This window comes from Corynebacterium sp. HMSC071F07 (assembly GCF_001810285.1).
Classification (GTDB): Bacteria; Actinomycetota; Actinomycetes; order Mycobacteriales; family Mycobacteriaceae; genus Corynebacterium; species Corynebacterium simulans.
On the sequence record NZ_KV800694.1, the window covers coordinates 248,609 to 264,671 of the forward strand.

A 16,063-nucleotide genomic window follows, 5' to 3' on the forward strand; every position below is an offset into this window, starting at 1 on the left:
GCCGTGGCGCTGCTATTCTAAGCGCCATGAGCACCGCCAACGTCCCGGAGATCGAGTACGCAGCCTTCGACGCAATGAAGGAGGTTGCGTCCTCGCTGAAAGCTGCCTATTTCCACCAGCAGCTTGCGACCGACAGTGAGCTAGAAATTAAGTATTGGACTGCACAAGAGGATTTTGTCCAGCGCATTGTGAGTGGTGTTGATAACACCGACCTTGAGGAAATCCGTGCCGCAGCGGAATTCTTTGCTCGCTTGCTCGATGAGCTTGAAACCCGCGCAAAGGTGGCGTGACAGTGCTGAAGGCTGCGGATTTTCCGGTCGATGATGCTTTTAAACGCCGCGTCCTTGAGCGGCGTATCGCGTATCTCTTTCGCCAGCCATCCGCGGAACCTGAGGTCATCTACCTAGCAGGGCAACCAGCGTCGGGAAAATCCTCGGTGATTGAGATGCTCACGTATGACCACGTCGTTCTAGATTCGGATGAATTACGCAAATATCATCCCGCCCTCGACGAGATCATGGAGCGCGACCCCTGCGCATGGACGTGCTCACCAATGGACCGGTCCCCTTTTGGATGTCTTCGCTCATTGAGTATGGCCGGCAGCACGGGCACTCCCTCATCATTGAGAACACGCTGTCCAACCCGGAATTCATCGCGGGTGAGATAGCCAAGTTTCGCTCCGCGGGTTTCCGCGTGAGGATCGTGGGGCTGGCGGTGGCGCAGGAGGTCTCCAGGCTGGGCGTCGCCCAGCGCTACCTGGAGGCGCAGCGCGTGAGCCGCTACCCGCGCTGGACCAATGAGGTTTCCCACACGTCGGGCTTTAAAGCCATCGTCCCAGGGCTCAAGGCTATTGCGCCGCTTGTCGACGACCTCGAGATCCGCACCCGCGACGGCCGCACCTTGAGCGGTATCGAGGATATTGAAGCCGAGCGCGCAACCTGGTTCGACTCCCCCGCCATTCGTGCTGATTGGCTGGCCCGCTTCGACAGCTGCGACTTGAGTGGCCTTGAAGCGGAGAAGCTCACGCAAAACCTCGTGGCTGATGCAGAGCGTATCCGCAAACTTTAAGGCTGTGCCCGTGGAACTGCGCGCCCGGTAGGCGGTGGGAGCTTCGTGTCAAAGCGGCTGCTGGCGAGCTAGCGGTCTGCGAGGTCGAGCAGGCTGAGGATGTCGTCTGCGTTGAATTTAAGTTCAATGTGTAGGTTAGCCGAATAAGAAGCTCTGACAGATGGTGGGGTAATCCTGCTCTGACATCTTATTCCAGCTTGGATGCGCTGGGATTAGGACTGGTCACGTGTGAGAAGGTTTCGTGTACAACTAGTGACATGAACTTTTTATTGCTCGGTGGTACCGGTTTCCTTGGAGGACACATTGCGGCGGCAGCAATCGACCGAGGACATCAAGTTACTTGCCTCGCGCGGGGTAACGGGAAGGTTCCCAACGGAGCCGAATTTGTGAGTTCAGACCGTGACCGTGACGGTGCGTACGATGAGGTTGCGGGGAAAACTTGGGACACCATTGTGGATCTGACGAGTCAGCCGAAGCATGCGCGGGATGCGGCGACGAAACTCCAGGCCAAGCATCGTATATTTGTGTCTTCGAGCAGCGTATATGAGGACCAAGGAAGTATTTCTTCCGAGTCTGATTCCGTAGTCACTCCGCTTGAAATTGACTACATGGAGAACATGGGGCAGTACCCAGCCGCAAAGTCTGCTTGCGAAACGATATATCGCAGCACAAATCGGTCGGTAATGGTAGTTCGCCCCGGTCTGATCGCCGGCTACGGCGACGAAACAGGGCGCAGTGGTTACTACCCGTATCGCTTCGCGCATCCCACGGGTGAGAACGTTATCGTCCCAGACCCAGCGTTTCCCGTCGCTATGATTGATGTGAAAGACCTTGCAGGCTGGATAGTTGAATCTGCAGAAGTTGGGACTTTCGGAACCTTTAACGCTACGGGGTTTGCTACTTCCTTGTCTGATGTGTTCAAGATTTCGCGTGAGTTAACCGCATCGGAGGCTACGGAGCGACCTTACTCTGATGAACTGCTTCTCGCTAATGATGTAACCCCGTGGATGGGTCCAAAATCCTTGCCGTTGTGGGTACCAGGTGAACAGTTTCGCAACATCGCGCTACTCGATTGCGCCGCAGCCTACGAAGCTGGCCTGCGGATTCGTCCGTTGAAGGAAACATTGGCGGATGCGCTGCGATTCGAAGAAGAACAGCAGGGTGAAAGACTTGCTGGACTCAGCGATGAAGAGGAAGTCGTGCTTCGCCAGCGGTTAGAAGATGGTATTTAGCTTCGGAGGAACAGTTTTAGTTGCAGTCGGGACCGTGCTGAGTTGTCCTTGTTCCGCGACTGACTGTGAGAATGAGTCCGAATCTGACTGAGGGCAACTTCGGCGGTGCTAGCTCTTCGTGACGGGGAGCGATCTTGTCTTCTTTCGCCTCTCCGTGGAGTTCTGTTTCGTCATATAACCTCTGGTGTATGTGAAAGGTCGCGAGCAGACCTATTGCAGCAACCCCCTGACACCGTGCAATGGGTAAGCTGAATGAGCAAACGGTTAGAGCGATCGTGGGGAGGAGCCTCGGCATGAGTCTGAAAGATGAGCTGGAGGAGTACGTCCAGAAGACCGTTGATGAACAGTGGGAACGTCGCGCAGGCCAGAAGGTGCCCGACGCCGATGACCTTCCGCTGAAGAACCTTGCTGTCGAGCTCGACGCAACTGTCCTCTACGCGGATCTTGCGTCGTCGACGAAGATGGTCAAGGGGTACAAGGACTGGTTCGCTGCGGAGGTCTACAAGAGCTATCTCTATTGTGCAGCTAAGATTATTCGAGCGCGAGGCGGTATCATCACGGCCTACGACGGGGACCGCGTCATGGGCGTGTTTATCGGAGACTCGAAGAACACCGCCGCCGCAAAGTGCGGGCTCCAGATCAACTGGGCGTCGAAGAATATCGTGGCAGCGAAAGTCGCTGAGAAGTACCCGAAGAGCACCTTCGTGCTCAAGCAGCGGGTCGGCATCGATACCTCGAAGCTTTTCGTCGCCCGAACAGGCATCCGAGGCAGCAATGACTTGGTGTGGGTTGGGAACGCAGCAAACAATGCGGCGAAGTTGGCTGCGCTCGATCCTCGCTACCCGACCTACATCACCGCCGACGTCTACAACAGGCTGAATGAGACCTCGAAGCTAGGGGGTAACCCGAAGCAGAACATGTGGACTGACCTGGGGACCTCCGACATGGGCTATCGGATCTATGGGTCGACGTTCTGGTGGTCTGTCTGACGGGAGATGTCAACTGAGGGAGCTGATCCACTCGTCCATCTGCGGGATGATGGGATTTCCCTGGTACACGGTTCCGATGCCGGGCATCCCCTGCGGTCGGAGTAGGCCTTGGTTGTGATCGTTCAGGTTCGAGTAGAAGACGCCTCCGACGACAACCGGGCTCGATCCCCAACCGCGTCCCGCCAGGTGCGCTAGATGGGCTGCTCTGTTGACGACGTCGCCCATGTACACGACGTCGTTGATCGTGCTGCCGCTGTACCCCGCCTTGATCATGAGAACCCGCCCGTACTCAACGCCTATGCCAATGCTGAGCTGGGTGATCCCTGCCTTTTCGTAGTGGTGGTTTAGGAGCTTCAAGAGAGTATTGGCCTGCGCTGCGGTAGCGAACACATCGTCGATGTGGTTGACCTGCGTCGTCTTGTAGGAGGCCCACACGCAGTCGCCGACGATATTCACCTCACGCACATAGGCGTCTGAGTTTAGGACTGCCACCATTTCCGAGATGAACGACCGGTAGATCTTCGCAAGAACGGGCCTCTTATGCTTCGAAGTTAGGCCGGACGAGTCTCGGATGTCAATGAAGATCGCCGAGCACATGCCGTAGAAGCCGTTGGAGAACGTGAGCTTGTCTCGGTCAGGGAGTCCGTCTACCTCCTCATACGCTCCTGCCGGCTGGTCTAGGATCGCTTGGATCCGGGCCGAGCTGGCCTTCCAGTCATACGGTCTGTAGTTGCCGTCCATTTGCGTCTTAACTGTTCGTGATACCGACAACGAGGGACAGGACTGCGATAGCGGCTCCTGCAGCGAGAGCATACCGGATGGCCCTCTTTGCGGCGGTTGCTTTTACCGTGGCAATCCGAGCATTGACATGTATCTGGTCAGCGAGATCTTTCGTCAGCTCAACAGGGTTAGAGGTCAGTACATGGAGTACCTCGCTGTACTCATGTCTCTTGCCCCTGAAATTTCGATCGATGCTTCCAAAAAACAGTCTGTTGATCGCGTCTCGATCTGCATCCTTGTCCTTGACTCTCGGGGTCAGTGTCCATCCGCACCAAGCGCCGGTAATAAAAAGCAACAAGCAGGTCAACCCAACGAGAGTGTCGAACAATACAGTCCGGGAAGTAACGTCCTTTGCGAGGTTGTATGTCATTGTTGCCATCACCCCGGTGAAGGCAAGTGTCACGCTGGCCTTCGCATCTGAGTGGCGAATCCACTCGTTCACCAATGCGAGTGTCTTCCATGCGTGATCTGGGTTAGGTTCGGGTGAGCTGGCGAGCGTGGTCGCGTCGTGCGGATGGCCCTCGGTGGTCCGTCGTCCACCGCGCCGAAACGGCATTCGAAACATAGCTCTAGAGTACAAAGGTTTACATAGATACTTCAGGAACGTCCATTACACGCGAGTCTCAAATGGGGACCACGAGCCGGCAGTCACGGGTAGAGCTTGAAGATGGTTTACTCTCCTTCCCCCGCAGCTGCCGGGGCTACTGCGGCGGACGCGCCACCTATCGATTCAGAGGTTACCCTGTACTGAAACGTGGTCGAGTTCAAGTTCAACGTGTAACGCGAGGCGTTAATGACGTTTCGCGTTATTGGGGTAGGTTGAAGAGCGCTGTCTCTAACTCCGGTTTTCGTTCGGCCTCGGTCCATTCCGCTACCTCGTGTGAAGAATCTGCAAGCGGTATCAGGCCGTTGAACTATTAGGTTCACCCACAGTTCCCGTGCCTGCACGCATCGAGAAGGACCAGGCGGTGAACTCGAATGACTCGCCTGGTCCAACGTGTGTGTGTGCGCTCGGCGCGTGGTTCAACCCTTATAAGACTTGCCGGTCACAGCCTCAGCGTTTCGCTCGTGCAGCCCGCAGGCCGTTCAAGATCACGATGACTTCGGCGACTTCGTGTACCAACACGACGGCGGCCAGGCCCAGTACACCGCTGATCGCCAGTGGCATCAACACGATGATGATGGCCAGAGACAGCACGATGTTTTGGTTGATGATCCTGCTGCCTCGGCGGGCGTGCTGCAGCGCCTGCGGGATCAGCCGGAGGTCGTGGCCGGTGAAGGCGACGTCAGCGGACTCGATCGCGGCGTCAGAGCCGGTTGCTCCCATCGCAATGCCCACCGTTGCGCCCGCCAGTGCCGGCGCGTCGTTGATGCCGTCGCCGATCATCGCCGTCGGCGTCTTGGAGGAGAGTTCGGCAACGATGCTTGCCTTGTCCTCCGGTCGCAGCTCGGCGCGCACGTCGTCGATTCCGGCGATTTCAGCCAGCGCCCGGGCGGTGCGAGTGTTATCGCCGGTGAGCATGCTCACTTCCACGTCGTTGTCGTGCAGGGACTGCACGGCATCGGGCACCTCGGGCCGCAACTCGTCGCGCACCCCGATCGCCCCGGCGAGAGCGTCATCGACGGTGACTAGGACGCAGGTCTGGCCTTCGGACTCCATACGCTCAACGTCCGCCTTCAGTGGCCCGGCGTCGATCCATCGGGGGCTGCCGACCAGCACCCGTCGGCCTTCGACGGTGCCGCCGATGCCATGACCGGCTTCCTCGCTGATACCCAAGGCGGTGGGCGCTTCGGGCTCCGCTGCCACGATCGCCGCGGCGAGGGGGTGCGTCGATTGCTGCTCAACCGCCGCCGCGAAGGAAAGCACCTGCGCCCGATCGAATCCGTCTGCCGGGACCACTCCGGTAACCTCGGGCTGGTTGCGGGTAAGGGTTCCGGTCTTGTCCACCGCCAGGTGACGGATGCCGCCGAGCCGCTCGAACGCCGCGCCGGACTTGATGACCACGCCGAACTGGCTGGCCGCGCCGATCGCGGCCACGACCGTCAGCGGCACGGAGATTGCCAACGCGCACGGTGACGCTGCGACCAGAACCACCAGGGCACGGGTGATCCACGTCTCGGGGTCGCTCAGCAGCGAGCCAATCACACCGACCAGCACCGCAAGGATCATCACCCCGGGCACTAGGGGTCGGGCAATCCGGTCGGCGATCCGGGCGCGGTCGCCCTTTTCCGCCTGCGCCTGCTCGACCAGGTCGACGAGGGTGGTCAGCGAGTTGTCCGTTCCAGCTGCGGTCGTCTCGACCTCCAGCACACCGGCGGAGTTGATCGCTCCCGCGGGTACCTCGTCGCCGGGCGCAACCTCCTCCGGAATGGATTCTCCGGTGATCGCTGAGGTGTCAAGGCTGGAGCGTCCGGACCGAATGATGCCGTCCGTGGCGATCCGCTCCCCGGGGCGTACGACCATTAGCTCGCCAACCTCAAGGTCCTTCGCAGCGACCTCGGCCGTCGTACCGTCGCGCAGCACGGTCGCGGTTTGCGGTACCAGCTTCAACAGTGCCCGCAGTCCGCCTTGGGCCCGGTCCATCGCCTTGTCTTCAAGCGCCTCGGCGATCGAGTACAGGAACGCCAGCGCCGCGGCCTCTCCGACGAAACCAAGGATCACCGCGCCGACAGCGCTGATCGTCATAAGCAAGCCAATGCCGAGCTTGCGCTTCGTGACAAGGTTCCGGATCGCTCCAGGTGCGAACGTGTAAGCGCCTAACAGCAGGCCAAGCCAATACAGTACCGTTGCGGGCGTCTCCAAGTCGGACCAGTCCAGCGCCAGTCCTGTAATGAGGGCTACGCCGGAGAAGATCGGTAGCAGTAGCTCGGGGTCCTTCCACCATGGCCGATCGAGCTCTTCGATCTCCGTGGCGGGTTCGTGTTCGCATCCACATGCTGAACTCATGCGTCCGTTCCTTTCTCGCCGCAGCCGGGCACCGAGCACTCAGTGTCGATGCAGGGGGCATTCTCGTCGACGGCCAGCGTCGCGTTGACCAGCTCTTCGAGCGCCGCCGCGAGGTGCGGATCGGCAATTTCGTAGCGGGTCTTACGGCCCTCCGGCTCAGCGACGACGATGCCGCAATCGCGTAGGCAGGACAGGTGGTTCGAGACGTTCGAGCGCGTCAGATCCAAGCTTTGCGAAATCTCGGCCGGGTAGCCCGGACCGTCGAGTAGGGTCATCAGGATTCGGGAACGCGTCGGATCAGCCATGGCCCGGCCGAGCCGGTTCATGACGTCGAGGCGTGAAGCAATAGTCAGCATGTACTGAACAATACAACGTGCGCTGAACTATTCAAAATGCACTGAACTGACGGTTGCGCGAAGGTCCGGCGACCTGCAGGAATTAGTCGATGGGATAGAAGATGACTGATCCTTTGTGGTTCGGCTGCCACCCAACGCGGGAGCGACGTGGGCGGCGAGGTTCTCAGAATCTTCACGTTGACGTCTACGCCATCCCGCAAACCTTTACGTGTTTCCATGCGCCCATATGTTCTCTGTGTGCTGACGTAATTGCAGTTTTCTGATTGTTGCAGGCTAACGAGAAAGTAACTTTGCAACAACATACCGTGGAGTTCAAATTTAACGTGTAGCGTTATTGATGCTTCGCGTTATGGGGGATAGGGTGAAGCATGATCCAGTCGTTCGCTGACAAGGACACTGAGCGTCTGTGGAAGCTGCGCCAGCTTGGGTACGCGCAGACTCTTGATGAGTTACGGATTCCCCGGGAAACCGGCTCGAGGCGTTGAAAGGTGATCAGCGGGGTAAGTTCAGCATTTGAATCAACGACCAGTGGCGGATCTGTTTTCGGTGGTCCGCCGCGGGGCCAGAGGAGGTTGAGATCGTTGACTACCACTGACAAGCTCCCTCCGGTTCACCCCGGTGAGATCCTCATGGAGGACTTCCTCAAAGGAATGGGGATCACCCAGCACAAGCTCGCCGTCTCCATCGGCGTTCTGCCCCGCCGGATCAACGAAATTGTTCACGGTAAGCGCGCTGTAACCGCTGACACGGCCCTTCGTCTAGCGAAGTTTTTCGAGATGAGCCCCCAGTTCTGGCTCGGGTTACAGGCTCAATATGACTTGGACGTGGCGGAAGACAAGACCCTCTCGGAAATCGAGCGGATTCACCCGGTCCAAGCTGTCTCAGCGTAGCGGTTACCCGAACCAGGTCCGTCAGCGTGAGGATATGCACGCGGATGGTTCGAACTAGGGAATTTGGGGCCGCCGTCGCGTGGACTTGAGTTCCGAGCGCCGCTTTTTCGCTTCGAGACGGCGTCGTACCGAGCTCCGCGTCGGCTTGGTCCTGCGCCGCGGAGGAGGAGGCGGAGCGAGCGCCTCGCGCAAGAGGGCGGCCATGCGTTCGCGTGCCTCGGCGCGGTTGCGTACCTGTAATCGCTGGGTCGATGCGGTAACGGTAAGGACGGTGCCGTCTAGGCGGTGCTCGAGGTTGTGAAGGACGCGGCGACGCTGGGCGTCGGAAAGCGATGAGCACGTAGCGATATCGACGGAAAGCTGCACTTTGCTGTCCGTAGTATTGACGCCTTGGCCGCCTGGTCCCGACGACTTCGCGAACCGCTCCGTCAGGTCGGCGGCGACGATCACGAGACCCCCAGGGATCCCTGGGCCAGGCGCGATGGTCAGGTCGTTCATACCGCCCAGCTTAGTTAGCGTTTTTTCCGGATCAGCCCCGCCGTGCGAGATCAGGGTAGTGTACGACCACTCCGTCACCGTCGACCTCCAACTCGACGTCGACTCCCCGTGTTCCGCTTTCATATCGGGCAGTTTCAGCATCGACGGAGCTGTAGTACTGGTCTGATGCGATCACCTGGAGGGACGGTATATCAATCCAAGCCATGATCAGCTGCGTTTTCGGAACCTGAGTCTCAAGCAGCGTCAAGCGACGAATAGGCATTGTGTTGGTGAGAGGGCACAGACCGAGATCGCAATCGAGTGCGGCTTTCAGGTCGGCTGACTGGACGATACCGGGGGAGGGCAGCTCTTCAGGCTGGGCGCCCTCTTCATTGGTTTCCGCCGACCACACGCCTTGTTCGGACCTTAACAGCTCGAGGCTTCGCCCCCATCCGTCGCCTTCAACGTTCACCGACACACGTTCGGTCATCCAGTTCTCCGCGGCGCGCAGCTCCCACGTGGCCTCGTATCCATCGCCGTATTGCACTCCGGAAGCGGTCAAACCGGCTCCTAAAAAATGAACTGCGGCCTCGTTCCGGATGAGGGGAGTCTCGACATGCTCCCACTTATACGTGCGCTCCATGGTGAGGATTTTACAACGCTCGATGGTGCGAAAAGGCAGGTAGCTTTCGATTTGGACCGCGTACCGAGGAGGAGGCTTACCGGCAGAATGGTGTACTTCGTAAGCCCGCGGCGCAGAAGAATTCCATGAATGAGAGCAGGGCCAACGTGCCCGTTGCCGTCTGCAAAGGTATGAATCGTTTCAAACTGAGCGTGAGCAATTGCGGCCTGGATGAGAGCACCGTGCGAAGCGCCATCGAGGTAAAGACATAAGTCGTCCACGAGGTCATGGACTAGGCCTGGGGGCGCTGGGATGAACTCGGCCCCAATGGGTGTGTGGTTACTTCCACCAATCCAGTTCTGAATAGTGCGAAGACCAGTGGGGATAGAGCCCTTCTCCCCCATCAACTCTCTTTGGAGCTTTTCAAGAAGGCCGATGGAGATGTTGGTTCGGTGGCAAAGCTCTTCTCAATGGAACACAGAACGGTGAGGTTACGCGCAACCTCTTCCGCGCTTTCCTTAAAGCCGCGGACTTCCTCCTTTTGGGCGAGTTCCGCGAGGACAACCTTGTCGACGTTGGGCGCAATACCTTCAATGCGTGAGGAAGAAATCGCCTCAGAACGCATGAGTAAGCGGGCCACAGACTCCAACTGGCCAGAAGCAGCATGACGGTTGAGATCCAAGATCTCTCGCTCGATACGTGCTGCCCGGCTGGTGAGCTCTGGGGAAAACTCCATGCCTTACTTACAAGATGGTCAGGGACATAGACCTAAAAAGGGCCTCCGGCCTTATCGCGCCGGGGAGTGCCGGAGCCTGATTCGGGGATCCAGCTCTCGGTAACGTAGTGAGGCTTGTAGAGGCTATCCATTCGTCAGACAGCAAATGAGTGGTTGGATAACTCTTATCCAACCACTCATTGCGGTTTATGCGCTAGATAAAGCTTAAACATACGGGGTTTCAGGGCCATAATTTGGCCTCAATGAGAATGTCAATGACACCTCAATGGGAAGATCAATGAGAACTCTTGTCATTGAAGAGGAATGAAGTTAGCATTGAGCCGTCATTGTTAACATTGAGGGCGGGTATTCATCGTGAACAATTGGTCCGAGAATCAGCTGAGAGAGCTATTGGCTGAGCTTGAGTTGCGCGGCGGTGATTCAACAACAGTCGAGGTCAAAACCGCTCAAGGGGGCATTCCGGACTCTCTACCGCAGACATTGTGCGCGTTCGCAAACATGCCGAGTGGCGGCCTTATCATTCTCGGTGTCAATGAGAAGGAAGGATTCATTGTCACTGGCATTGAGAATCCTTCGGAGATGGAGGCTGCTCTGGCCTCGCAGGCGCGTCATGCCATCACCCCTCCAGTCACAGTGCATACCGACAGTGTGGCAATAGATGGCACGCATGTCGTGATTGCGGAGGTTACGGGTCTTCCGATTATTGATAAGCCTGCTATCTACAGGGGAGAAGCGTATCTTCGAATGGCTGATGGGGACTACCGTATGAGTGCCTCGGAGCTGCGCATGATGGACGTGGCAAAGCTGCATGCCGAAGAGGCAGTGTCCTATGACACGACGATTGTGGAAGGCACGAGCCTTGCAGACCTAGATAGCGACGTGGTGCAAGATTTCTTGGTTCAGGCGCGGAAAAAGAATCGGCGACTATCGGGACTTACTCAAGATGAGGACGTCTTACGGGCGCTAGCGGTGACGACCGCGACTGGAGAGCTGACCCTTGCTGGCCTGTATGCGCTGGGTTTCTATCCCCAAGGACATTTTCCCTCCTTAGCAGTAACGGTGGCGCAAAGGCTACCAAATGGTTCGAAGCACGGGCGAGTGCTGGGGTTGGAGACCTTTGAGGGGCCCGTTCCGGTGCTGTTGAACTCGGTAATGGGATGGGTAAGGCAACGTTTAGCCGCCGTACGGCGATATCGAGAGGACGGATCAATGGTGGAAGTTCCTGAACTTCCCCTTCCGGCCATTCGAGAGGCCGTGGCTAATGCATTGGTGCACCGTGATCTTGGGCCAAATACGTTGGGTGCGGGTAAATCGATTGATGTCCGCCTACTACCGGACAAGATGGTTATCTCCAGTCCAGGAGGCCTACGGGATCTGACGGTTGAACAGCTCAAGTCGAGAGATCTGGCGCGCCAGGAGATTAACCAGCGGCTCTATAGACTGTGCCGATATCTCAAAGCAGACGATGGCTCTTTTGTTATTGAGGGCGAAGGCGGCGGCGTGCAGCTCATGCTGGATGCCGCGCGAGAGCAAGGACTACCGGAGCCTGACCTGATAGATTCTGGCGTGCAATTTACGGTGAAGATGTGGCGGCCGGACACTCGTGGAGAGGCCCGTATCTGGGAGCCACTACGCAAGGAGGAATCAGGCACCGGCCCGGAACGACGAGTGGATGCACCAGTGACCTTGGAACGCCTGGGTGTTAACGCCCCGCGCGTAGCGGAGGCGCTGCGTACGGCGGCACAACCGCTGTCTATCGGCGAAATAGAAACAGCCACAAACCTTACTCGAGCGCAGGTCCGATATGCGCTGAAGTCACTGGTGAAGGCACGATTCGTGCGTATGGATGGCACGCGCGGTTCACAAGCGACAACCTATGAATGGCTAGCTAACCGCGGGGCTGCAGGCGCTTAACCAGCTGATCGTGGTGGACTGCGGCAAGGCAGCCGGCGTCGACGACGCGCCGGGCTAGCTCCTTGTCCCCCATCTTGGCGGCAAAGGCCATGCCCATGGTGATGTCATGGTCGGGGCGGCCGATGAGCGTAATCTCATCGCCTGGGTTGATGCGGCCGGGCTCGATGATGCGCAGGTAGGAGCCGCAATCGCCGCGCTCGGTGAAGGACTTGAGCCAGCCGGGCTCGTCCATCCAACCGGAGAAGGTGGCGCAGGGTGTGCGCGGGATAGACACTTCGAGCACGCACTCCCCCACCTGAATCTGCTGGTTGATCAGCATATTCGGCCAGGAGATCCCCTCGGTGGTGAGGTTCTCCCCGAAGTAGCCATCTCGCAGCACGCGGTTGAGCGTGCCCTCCCAGTAGTCGAGCTCCTCGCGGGCATAAGCGTAGACGGCCTTCTCGGCACCGCCGTGGTGGGCGTGGTCACCGATGGAATCCCCCACCACGCCGGAGCCGTCACCGTAGTTGGGCCCAGGTATCTCCAGGTCCAGGAAGGGGCGTGGCTGCTTATCGATGCCCGTGTACTCGTGTCGCCCATGCGGCTCGGGGCGGCGGACAGCGACGTTCGTGGAGATAACCTTCATGCTCACCTATTGTGGCACACCTCACGCGCTCACATGCCGCGATCGCGGAAGAGAGCTTCGGCCGTCACGAGGTCGTAGAAGAAGAGGCGGGGGGCGAGCGGCATGACGTCGGCAAGCATGGGCATGTCCTCCTTCAGCAGGGCGTTTTCCGGGATGGCGCCGTGCGCCACCGCGCGGGAAGCTAGCGCGAAGGCGTAGGAGATATACGGCATCCACGCGGCGGCGTTGAGCTCGTCGGCGGTGTTGCCGCTGCCAAAGGCGCTCAGCGCGATGAGCGTGTGGCTCACGGACATGTCCACGCCGGCTTCCTGAACAATCGAGGTTAGGGCCGTGGCATCCTTGCGCAGCTTCTCCACGGTGCCCAGGGCATCGAGCGGGCCGTTGTTGGCAAAGCATTCGCGCAGCGCGACGATGCGGGCGGCCTCGCTGGTGAGGTCATCTACCTCAGGCGAAGGGCTCGGTGTGGTGGCGGCCGCGAGCAGCATCGGGCGCGTCAGGCTGTCGACGCCCGAGGTGCACACTGTGGCGAGCTCTTGCGGCAGCGCGGCATCGGACGCGACGGCGCCCAAAAGGCCCGGGTAGTTATCCGTTGCTGGACTATCGCTGGCGACGTCCATGTGGAACAAACGGGTACGCACCAGGGAGCGAGCCTGCTGATTAACGCTCACACCCGACTGGCCCAGCGCCTGCACGGCTGCGGCTGGGTCGAGGCGGAGGTTGTCGATGATGCTGTCGAACATCGCCTGCAGGCGCGGGTTCGGGCTGCGCTGCGAGAGCACGTGCAGGGAACGGAAAGCGTCCCAGAGCTCGAGCGGGGTCCACTCCTTCGAGGCCAAGGCCGGCTCGGCGGCGTCGGTGCCCACGACGAGTGAGGCGCTCGACGGGCGCGCCGGGGCGGCGAGGTTGGAGGAAGCCTGTAGCTCGCGGACGTCGACAAGCAAAGTGCCCTCGAGCTCAGGAGCTTCGAAACCGGCCTCGTTTGGCTCAAGGCGGGTTGGGGCAACGGTTGGGTTGGCCAAAGGCCACGCCCATCCCACGAGGTCAACGGGTTCTTCGAGGTTTTGCTCGATCTCGATGCCCTCCCCAATCAGGCCGCGGCTGGCCAATGGGGACTTGCGGACGGTAGCCAGCGCAGCATAGATGAGGCTCGAGGAAGCCGATGCCTCATACTCCAGCACGCGGCGCTCCATGCTGCGGCTCAGGTGCGCGGCGCGCTCCTTCTCAGGCAGCTCGGCGAGGTAATCCTCGTAGGACAGCGTGGACCACATGAGGAACAGCTCGCAGGAAGCCTGCTTGCGCACGGCGCTGACCAAAGCGCCATTCGGCACGGACAGGTTGCGCACCGGCTGAGTGGTGCGGGAGGTACGCGCGAGCTCCTTGATTTTTTGGCGGGAGTCGATGGTGACGAACTTCGCTAGCGGTAGCGGGCGCGGGGAATGGACGCTGAACTGGGCGTCCTGGTCCAGTTGACCTGCCAGGATGACCGGCTTTTCGTAGTGGATGGTCGGCTCCAAGCCGATGCGTTTGACGCGGGTGAAAAGGGCCTCCGGGATGACGTCGAATTCCAGCTCGTAGCCGGCCTCGCTGGCCACTACCTCGCGGCGGGAGACCTCCGTCTCCTGGAAAGTGCGTGCCTTCTTATCCAGCACGATGGGCTTCTTCGGCGGCGAGGCGAGCAGGTAACCAAACGCGGAGTGCTTGCCCAAAGCATCGATGAAGCGGAAGTCGGTACCGCGCGGGCCCTCGTTCCTTGCGCGCATGTGCAGGCCCTCGGCCATGGAGATAAAGCGGACGTCGACAAGCGTGTCCTCGTGGTACAGCGAGACCTCGTAGCGGCCGACCCACGGATCCTCGTAGAGATCGGAGGGGAACACCTCTGCTATGCCGGTGCCGAGGGTTTGCTCGGAGATCTCTTCCTGCTCGCCGTCGACAGGCGCATAGACCAAATCGAGGCGCCACTCCCCTTCTTGGTGCAGCGTTACCTTCGGCGACTGCGTATAAATCGGCGCGCCGTCCAGGCCCTGCGCATTGGGCAAGGTCTTTACGGAAAAGTCCCATTCAAAGAACACTTGCTTATCGATGTCCACCGGCTCGCGCTGTGGCACCTCTACGCGCTGTGGCAGTGGACCAAACTCCCAGCCCGCCCAGATAGCTAGCGGCGTGGCATCCTCCAGGGTGCCCTGTGGGGCGAGCAGCGTGGACTGATCGTGGATGATAAACGGCGCATCGCTGCTGATGCCGGTGAAGTTAAACTCCGGCGCGAGTGGTTCATCGCCGTCCATGAGGGTTACCTGGATGGACTTGAAAGGGCCAGGAATGCCCACGCGCAGACGCTCGCCGGCTTCGAAGACGCGGACGGAGTGTGGACGATCGATGAAGTGGGATTCGACGCGCCACTGCGGTTGTTCCAGCTCGTGCTCCATGAGGTCTGGCAGCGCGATATCCAGGATGCGAGTCTTTGGGTCAAGGCTTAGGCGAGGGGCCTGTTCGAGATAAGAGGACTGGTCAATTGCCGTGGTTTCCAAGCACAGAGTCTCCGCATTCATTTGCCCCATAATAGGACAATTTGCAGCGTGTTGGTAGTGCGCTGGTAGCGGACTTTGGCGGCTTGTGCAAGGTCATGGCGGTGTTGGGCTATGAACTGCATATTGAGGCACGCCGGCTTAGCGACGCCTTCGCTGCCACCGCCGCGCGCGTCCCCATCACTGTGGCGTCTGCGGCGGTCGCGCGGCACGAAGCGCTCGATGCCGGGTTGTTTCGTGATGATGGTTCAGTAACTGGTGACGGTGGTGGGGTGCGCCTCATTAACGGTGGATTTGTTGAGATAAGGGTGTCAGTCCCCGTACACAAACGGACTGACACCCTCATTGCGCACACAACAAAGTTGGGTAACTTTAGAGACGTGAAAAAGACACTCTTATCCCTCATTCTCATTGCCCCACTTATGCTTACAGCGTGTGCCGGGTCTGATTCAAGCACTACTAAGCCAAAAGATGATGAAATTCTCGGCTGGTCTAAGGCTAAAGCTCGGTCGTATTGTCACGACCAGGTTGAAGCTAAGCTAACGTCCCCATCAACAGCTAAGTTTGAGGGCCCGGGAGAATATGAGGGAATGAAAACCGATGATGGTAATTCGTGGGATTTGACGGGGTGGGTTGATTCTCAAAATGGTTTCGGTGCTACGGTTCGTTCGACTTGGACGTGTACTCTCACGCCATCAGACAAGGACAACGCCGAAATTGTTGTGGAACTGCTCTAGGACTGTTACGGAATAGTGCCACAGTGTCGTTATTGGTGTGGGTAAATATGTATGGGCGTGGTTTGTGCCCAACCATCCATAATCACTCCCATATCACCCCGGGAGATACCTCCGCGTGCGCGGAGAAGAGCTAAAGAGTCTGCGGGTGAGGGGAAAGTCCTGGGAAAT

16 protein-coding genes and 2 pseudogenes are annotated in these 16,063 nt (G+C 59.0%); 8 read left to right on the plus strand and 10 right to left on the minus strand.

Features of this window, described 5'->3' with window-relative positions; all coding sequences use genetic code 11:
• Positions 1-26: 26 nt before the first annotated feature.
• The 4 genes and pseudogenes from HMPREF2724_RS02885 (at position 27) to HMPREF2724_RS02900 (ending at position 3,289) form a co-directional block, all read left to right on the plus strand.
• Entirely contained in the window at positions 27-290 is a 264-nt protein-coding gene (locus HMPREF2724_RS02885) for a hypothetical protein (protein ID WP_061925390.1), read from the plus strand.
• A 146-nt stretch (positions 291-436) separates the two neighbouring features.
• A pseudogene (locus HMPREF2724_RS02890) lies at positions 437-1,068 on the plus strand (zeta toxin family protein).
• A gap of 257 nt (positions 1,069-1,325) precedes the next feature.
• Positions 1,326-2,300: an NAD-dependent epimerase/dehydratase family protein gene (locus tag HMPREF2724_RS02895; protein ID WP_070587036.1), complete on the plus strand. Its 975-nt coding sequence runs from the start codon at positions 1,326-1,328 to the stop codon at positions 2,298-2,300.
• A 293-nt stretch (positions 2,301-2,593) separates the two neighbouring features.
• Positions 2,594-3,289: an adenylate/guanylate cyclase domain-containing protein gene (locus tag HMPREF2724_RS02900; RefSeq protein ID WP_070587075.1), complete on the plus strand. Its 696-nt coding sequence runs from the start codon at positions 2,594-2,596 to the stop codon at positions 3,287-3,289.
• 9 nt (positions 3,290-3,298) lie between these two features.
• On the opposite strand, the gene HMPREF2724_RS02905 is transcribed toward HMPREF2724_RS02900, so the two are convergent.
• The 4 genes from HMPREF2724_RS02905 to HMPREF2724_RS02920 form a co-directional block, all read right to left on the minus strand.
• Entirely contained in the window at positions 3,299-4,030 is a 732-nt protein-coding gene (locus tag HMPREF2724_RS02905; RefSeq protein ID WP_070587040.1) for an adenylate/guanylate cyclase domain-containing protein, read from the minus strand.
• Between the two features lie 7 nt (positions 4,031-4,037).
• Positions 4,038-4,511, minus strand: coding sequence for a Pycsar system effector family protein (locus HMPREF2724_RS02910; RefSeq protein ID WP_070587042.1), 474 nt, complete (start codon positions 4,509-4,511; stop codon positions 4,038-4,040).
• 612 nt (positions 4,512-5,123) lie between these two features.
• Positions 5,124-7,016: a heavy metal translocating P-type ATPase gene (locus HMPREF2724_RS02915; RefSeq protein WP_070587044.1), complete on the minus strand. Its 1,893-nt coding sequence runs from the start codon at positions 7,014-7,016 to the stop codon at positions 5,124-5,126.
• Positions 7,013-7,372, minus strand: coding sequence for a Cd(II)/Pb(II)-sensing metalloregulatory transcriptional regulator CmtR (locus HMPREF2724_RS02920; protein ID WP_070587046.1), 360 nt, complete (start codon positions 7,370-7,372; stop codon positions 7,013-7,015). The genes HMPREF2724_RS02915 and HMPREF2724_RS02920 overlap by 4 nt, the downstream gene beginning before the upstream one ends.
• A 368-nt stretch (positions 7,373-7,740) precedes the next feature.
• Here HMPREF2724_RS02920 and HMPREF2724_RS02925 point away from each other — a divergent pair.
• Positions 7,741-7,967 (plus strand): annotated as a pseudogene (locus HMPREF2724_RS02925) (type II toxin-antitoxin system RelE/ParE family toxin).
• Positions 7,954-8,262: a HigA family addiction module antitoxin gene (locus HMPREF2724_RS02930; protein ID WP_083306076.1), complete on the plus strand. Its 309-nt coding sequence runs from the start codon at positions 7,954-7,956 to the stop codon at positions 8,260-8,262. The pseudogene HMPREF2724_RS02925 and the gene HMPREF2724_RS02930 overlap by 14 nt, the downstream one beginning before the upstream one ends.
• Before the next feature lie 54 nt (positions 8,263-8,316).
• Here the strand turns inward: HMPREF2724_RS02930 and arfB are convergent, their stop codons facing one another.
• The 4 genes from arfB to HMPREF2724_RS13075 are packed head-to-tail and all read right to left on the minus strand — an operon-like array spanning position 8,317 to position 10,097.
• On the minus strand, positions 8,317-8,760 hold the full coding sequence (gene arfB, locus HMPREF2724_RS02935; RefSeq protein ID WP_062036597.1) for an alternative ribosome rescue aminoacyl-tRNA hydrolase ArfB: 444 nt from the start codon (positions 8,758-8,760) through the stop codon (positions 8,317-8,319).
• 31 nt (positions 8,761-8,791) lie between these two features.
• Complete coding sequence (locus HMPREF2724_RS02940; protein ID WP_210386670.1) at positions 8,792-9,382, minus strand: putative glycolipid-binding domain-containing protein; 591 nt, start codon at positions 9,380-9,382, stop codon at positions 8,792-8,794.
• On the minus strand, positions 9,310-9,765 hold the full coding sequence (locus HMPREF2724_RS13070; protein WP_083306077.1) for a Fic family protein: 456 nt from the start codon (positions 9,763-9,765) through the stop codon (positions 9,310-9,312). The genes HMPREF2724_RS02940 and HMPREF2724_RS13070 overlap by 73 nt, the downstream gene beginning before the upstream one ends.
• Positions 9,765-10,097 (minus strand): Fic/DOC family N-terminal domain-containing protein, encoded by a 333-nt coding sequence (locus HMPREF2724_RS13075; RefSeq protein ID WP_005530810.1) that lies wholly within the window; start codon positions 10,095-10,097, stop codon positions 9,765-9,767. Before HMPREF2724_RS13075 ends, HMPREF2724_RS13070 begins: the two co-directional genes overlap by 1 nt.
• A gap of 354 nt (positions 10,098-10,451) precedes the next feature.
• Between HMPREF2724_RS13075 and HMPREF2724_RS02950 the strand changes: the two genes are divergently transcribed.
• Positions 10,452-12,011, plus strand: coding sequence for an ATP-binding protein (locus tag HMPREF2724_RS02950; protein ID WP_062036601.1), 1,560 nt, complete (start codon positions 10,452-10,454; stop codon positions 12,009-12,011).
• On the opposite strand, the gene HMPREF2724_RS02955 is transcribed toward HMPREF2724_RS02950, so the two are convergent.
• Together HMPREF2724_RS02955 and HMPREF2724_RS02960 are read right to left on the minus strand one after the other, a co-directional pair.
• Positions 11,986-12,636, minus strand: a complete 651-nt coding sequence (locus HMPREF2724_RS02955) for an MOSC domain-containing protein (RefSeq protein WP_046646462.1) — start codon at positions 12,634-12,636, stop codon at positions 11,986-11,988. The genes HMPREF2724_RS02950 and HMPREF2724_RS02955 overlap by 26 nt on opposite strands.
• Before the next feature lie 29 nt (positions 12,637-12,665).
• On the minus strand, positions 12,666-15,182 hold the full coding sequence (locus tag HMPREF2724_RS02960) for a hypothetical protein (RefSeq protein WP_246818189.1): 2,517 nt from the start codon (positions 15,180-15,182) through the stop codon (positions 12,666-12,668).
• A 20-nt stretch (positions 15,183-15,202) separates the two neighbouring features.
• On the opposite strand from HMPREF2724_RS02960, the gene HMPREF2724_RS02965 reads away from it, so the two are divergent.
• Positions 15,203-15,895 carry a hypothetical protein gene (locus HMPREF2724_RS02965; RefSeq protein ID WP_070587051.1) on the plus strand — a complete coding sequence of 231 codons (693 nt, stop codon included), beginning with the start codon at positions 15,203-15,205 and terminating at the stop codon, positions 15,893-15,895.
• The last annotated feature ends 168 nt before the right edge of the window (positions 15,896-16,063 follow it).

Coding starts and splice junctions, on each gene's coding strand:
- HMPREF2724_RS02905 (WP_070587040.1), bottom strand. CDS start 4,030: ATGGACGGCAACTACAGACCGTATGACTGGAAGGCCAGCTCGGCCCGG.
- HMPREF2724_RS13075 (WP_005530810.1), bottom strand. CDS start 10,097: ATGGAGTTTTCCCCAGAGCTCACCAGCCGGGCAGCACGTATCGAGCGA.
- HMPREF2724_RS02920 (WP_070587046.1), bottom strand. CDS start 7,372: ATGCTGACTATTGCTTCACGCCTCGACGTCATGAACCGGCTCGGCCGG.
- HMPREF2724_RS02940 (WP_210386670.1), bottom strand. CDS start 9,382: ATGGAGCGCACGTATAAGTGGGAGCATGTCGAGACTCCCCTCATCCGG.
- HMPREF2724_RS02885 (WP_061925390.1), top strand. CDS start 27: ATGAGCACCGCCAACGTCCCGGAGATCGAGTACGCAGCCTTCGACGCA.
- HMPREF2724_RS02960 (WP_246818189.1), bottom strand. CDS start 15,182: ATGAATGCGGAGACTCTGTGCTTGGAAACCACGGCAATTGACCAGTCC.
- HMPREF2724_RS02955 (WP_046646462.1), bottom strand. CDS start 12,636: ATGAAGGTTATCTCCACGAACGTCGCTGTCCGCCGCCCCGAGCCGCAT.
- HMPREF2724_RS02895 (WP_070587036.1), top strand. CDS start 1,326: ATGAACTTTTTATTGCTCGGTGGTACCGGTTTCCTTGGAGGACACATT.
- HMPREF2724_RS02900 (WP_070587075.1), top strand. CDS start 2,594: ATGAGTCTGAAAGATGAGCTGGAGGAGTACGTCCAGAAGACCGTTGAT.
- arfB (WP_062036597.1), bottom strand. CDS start 8,760: ATGAACGACCTGACCATCGCGCCTGGCCCAGGGATCCCTGGGGGTCTC.
- HMPREF2724_RS02915 (WP_070587044.1), bottom strand. CDS start 7,016: ATGAGTTCAGCATGTGGATGCGAACACGAACCCGCCACGGAGATCGAA.
- HMPREF2724_RS13070 (WP_083306077.1), bottom strand. CDS start 9,765: ATGGGGGAGAAGGGCTCTATCCCCACTGGTCTTCGCACTATTCAGAAC.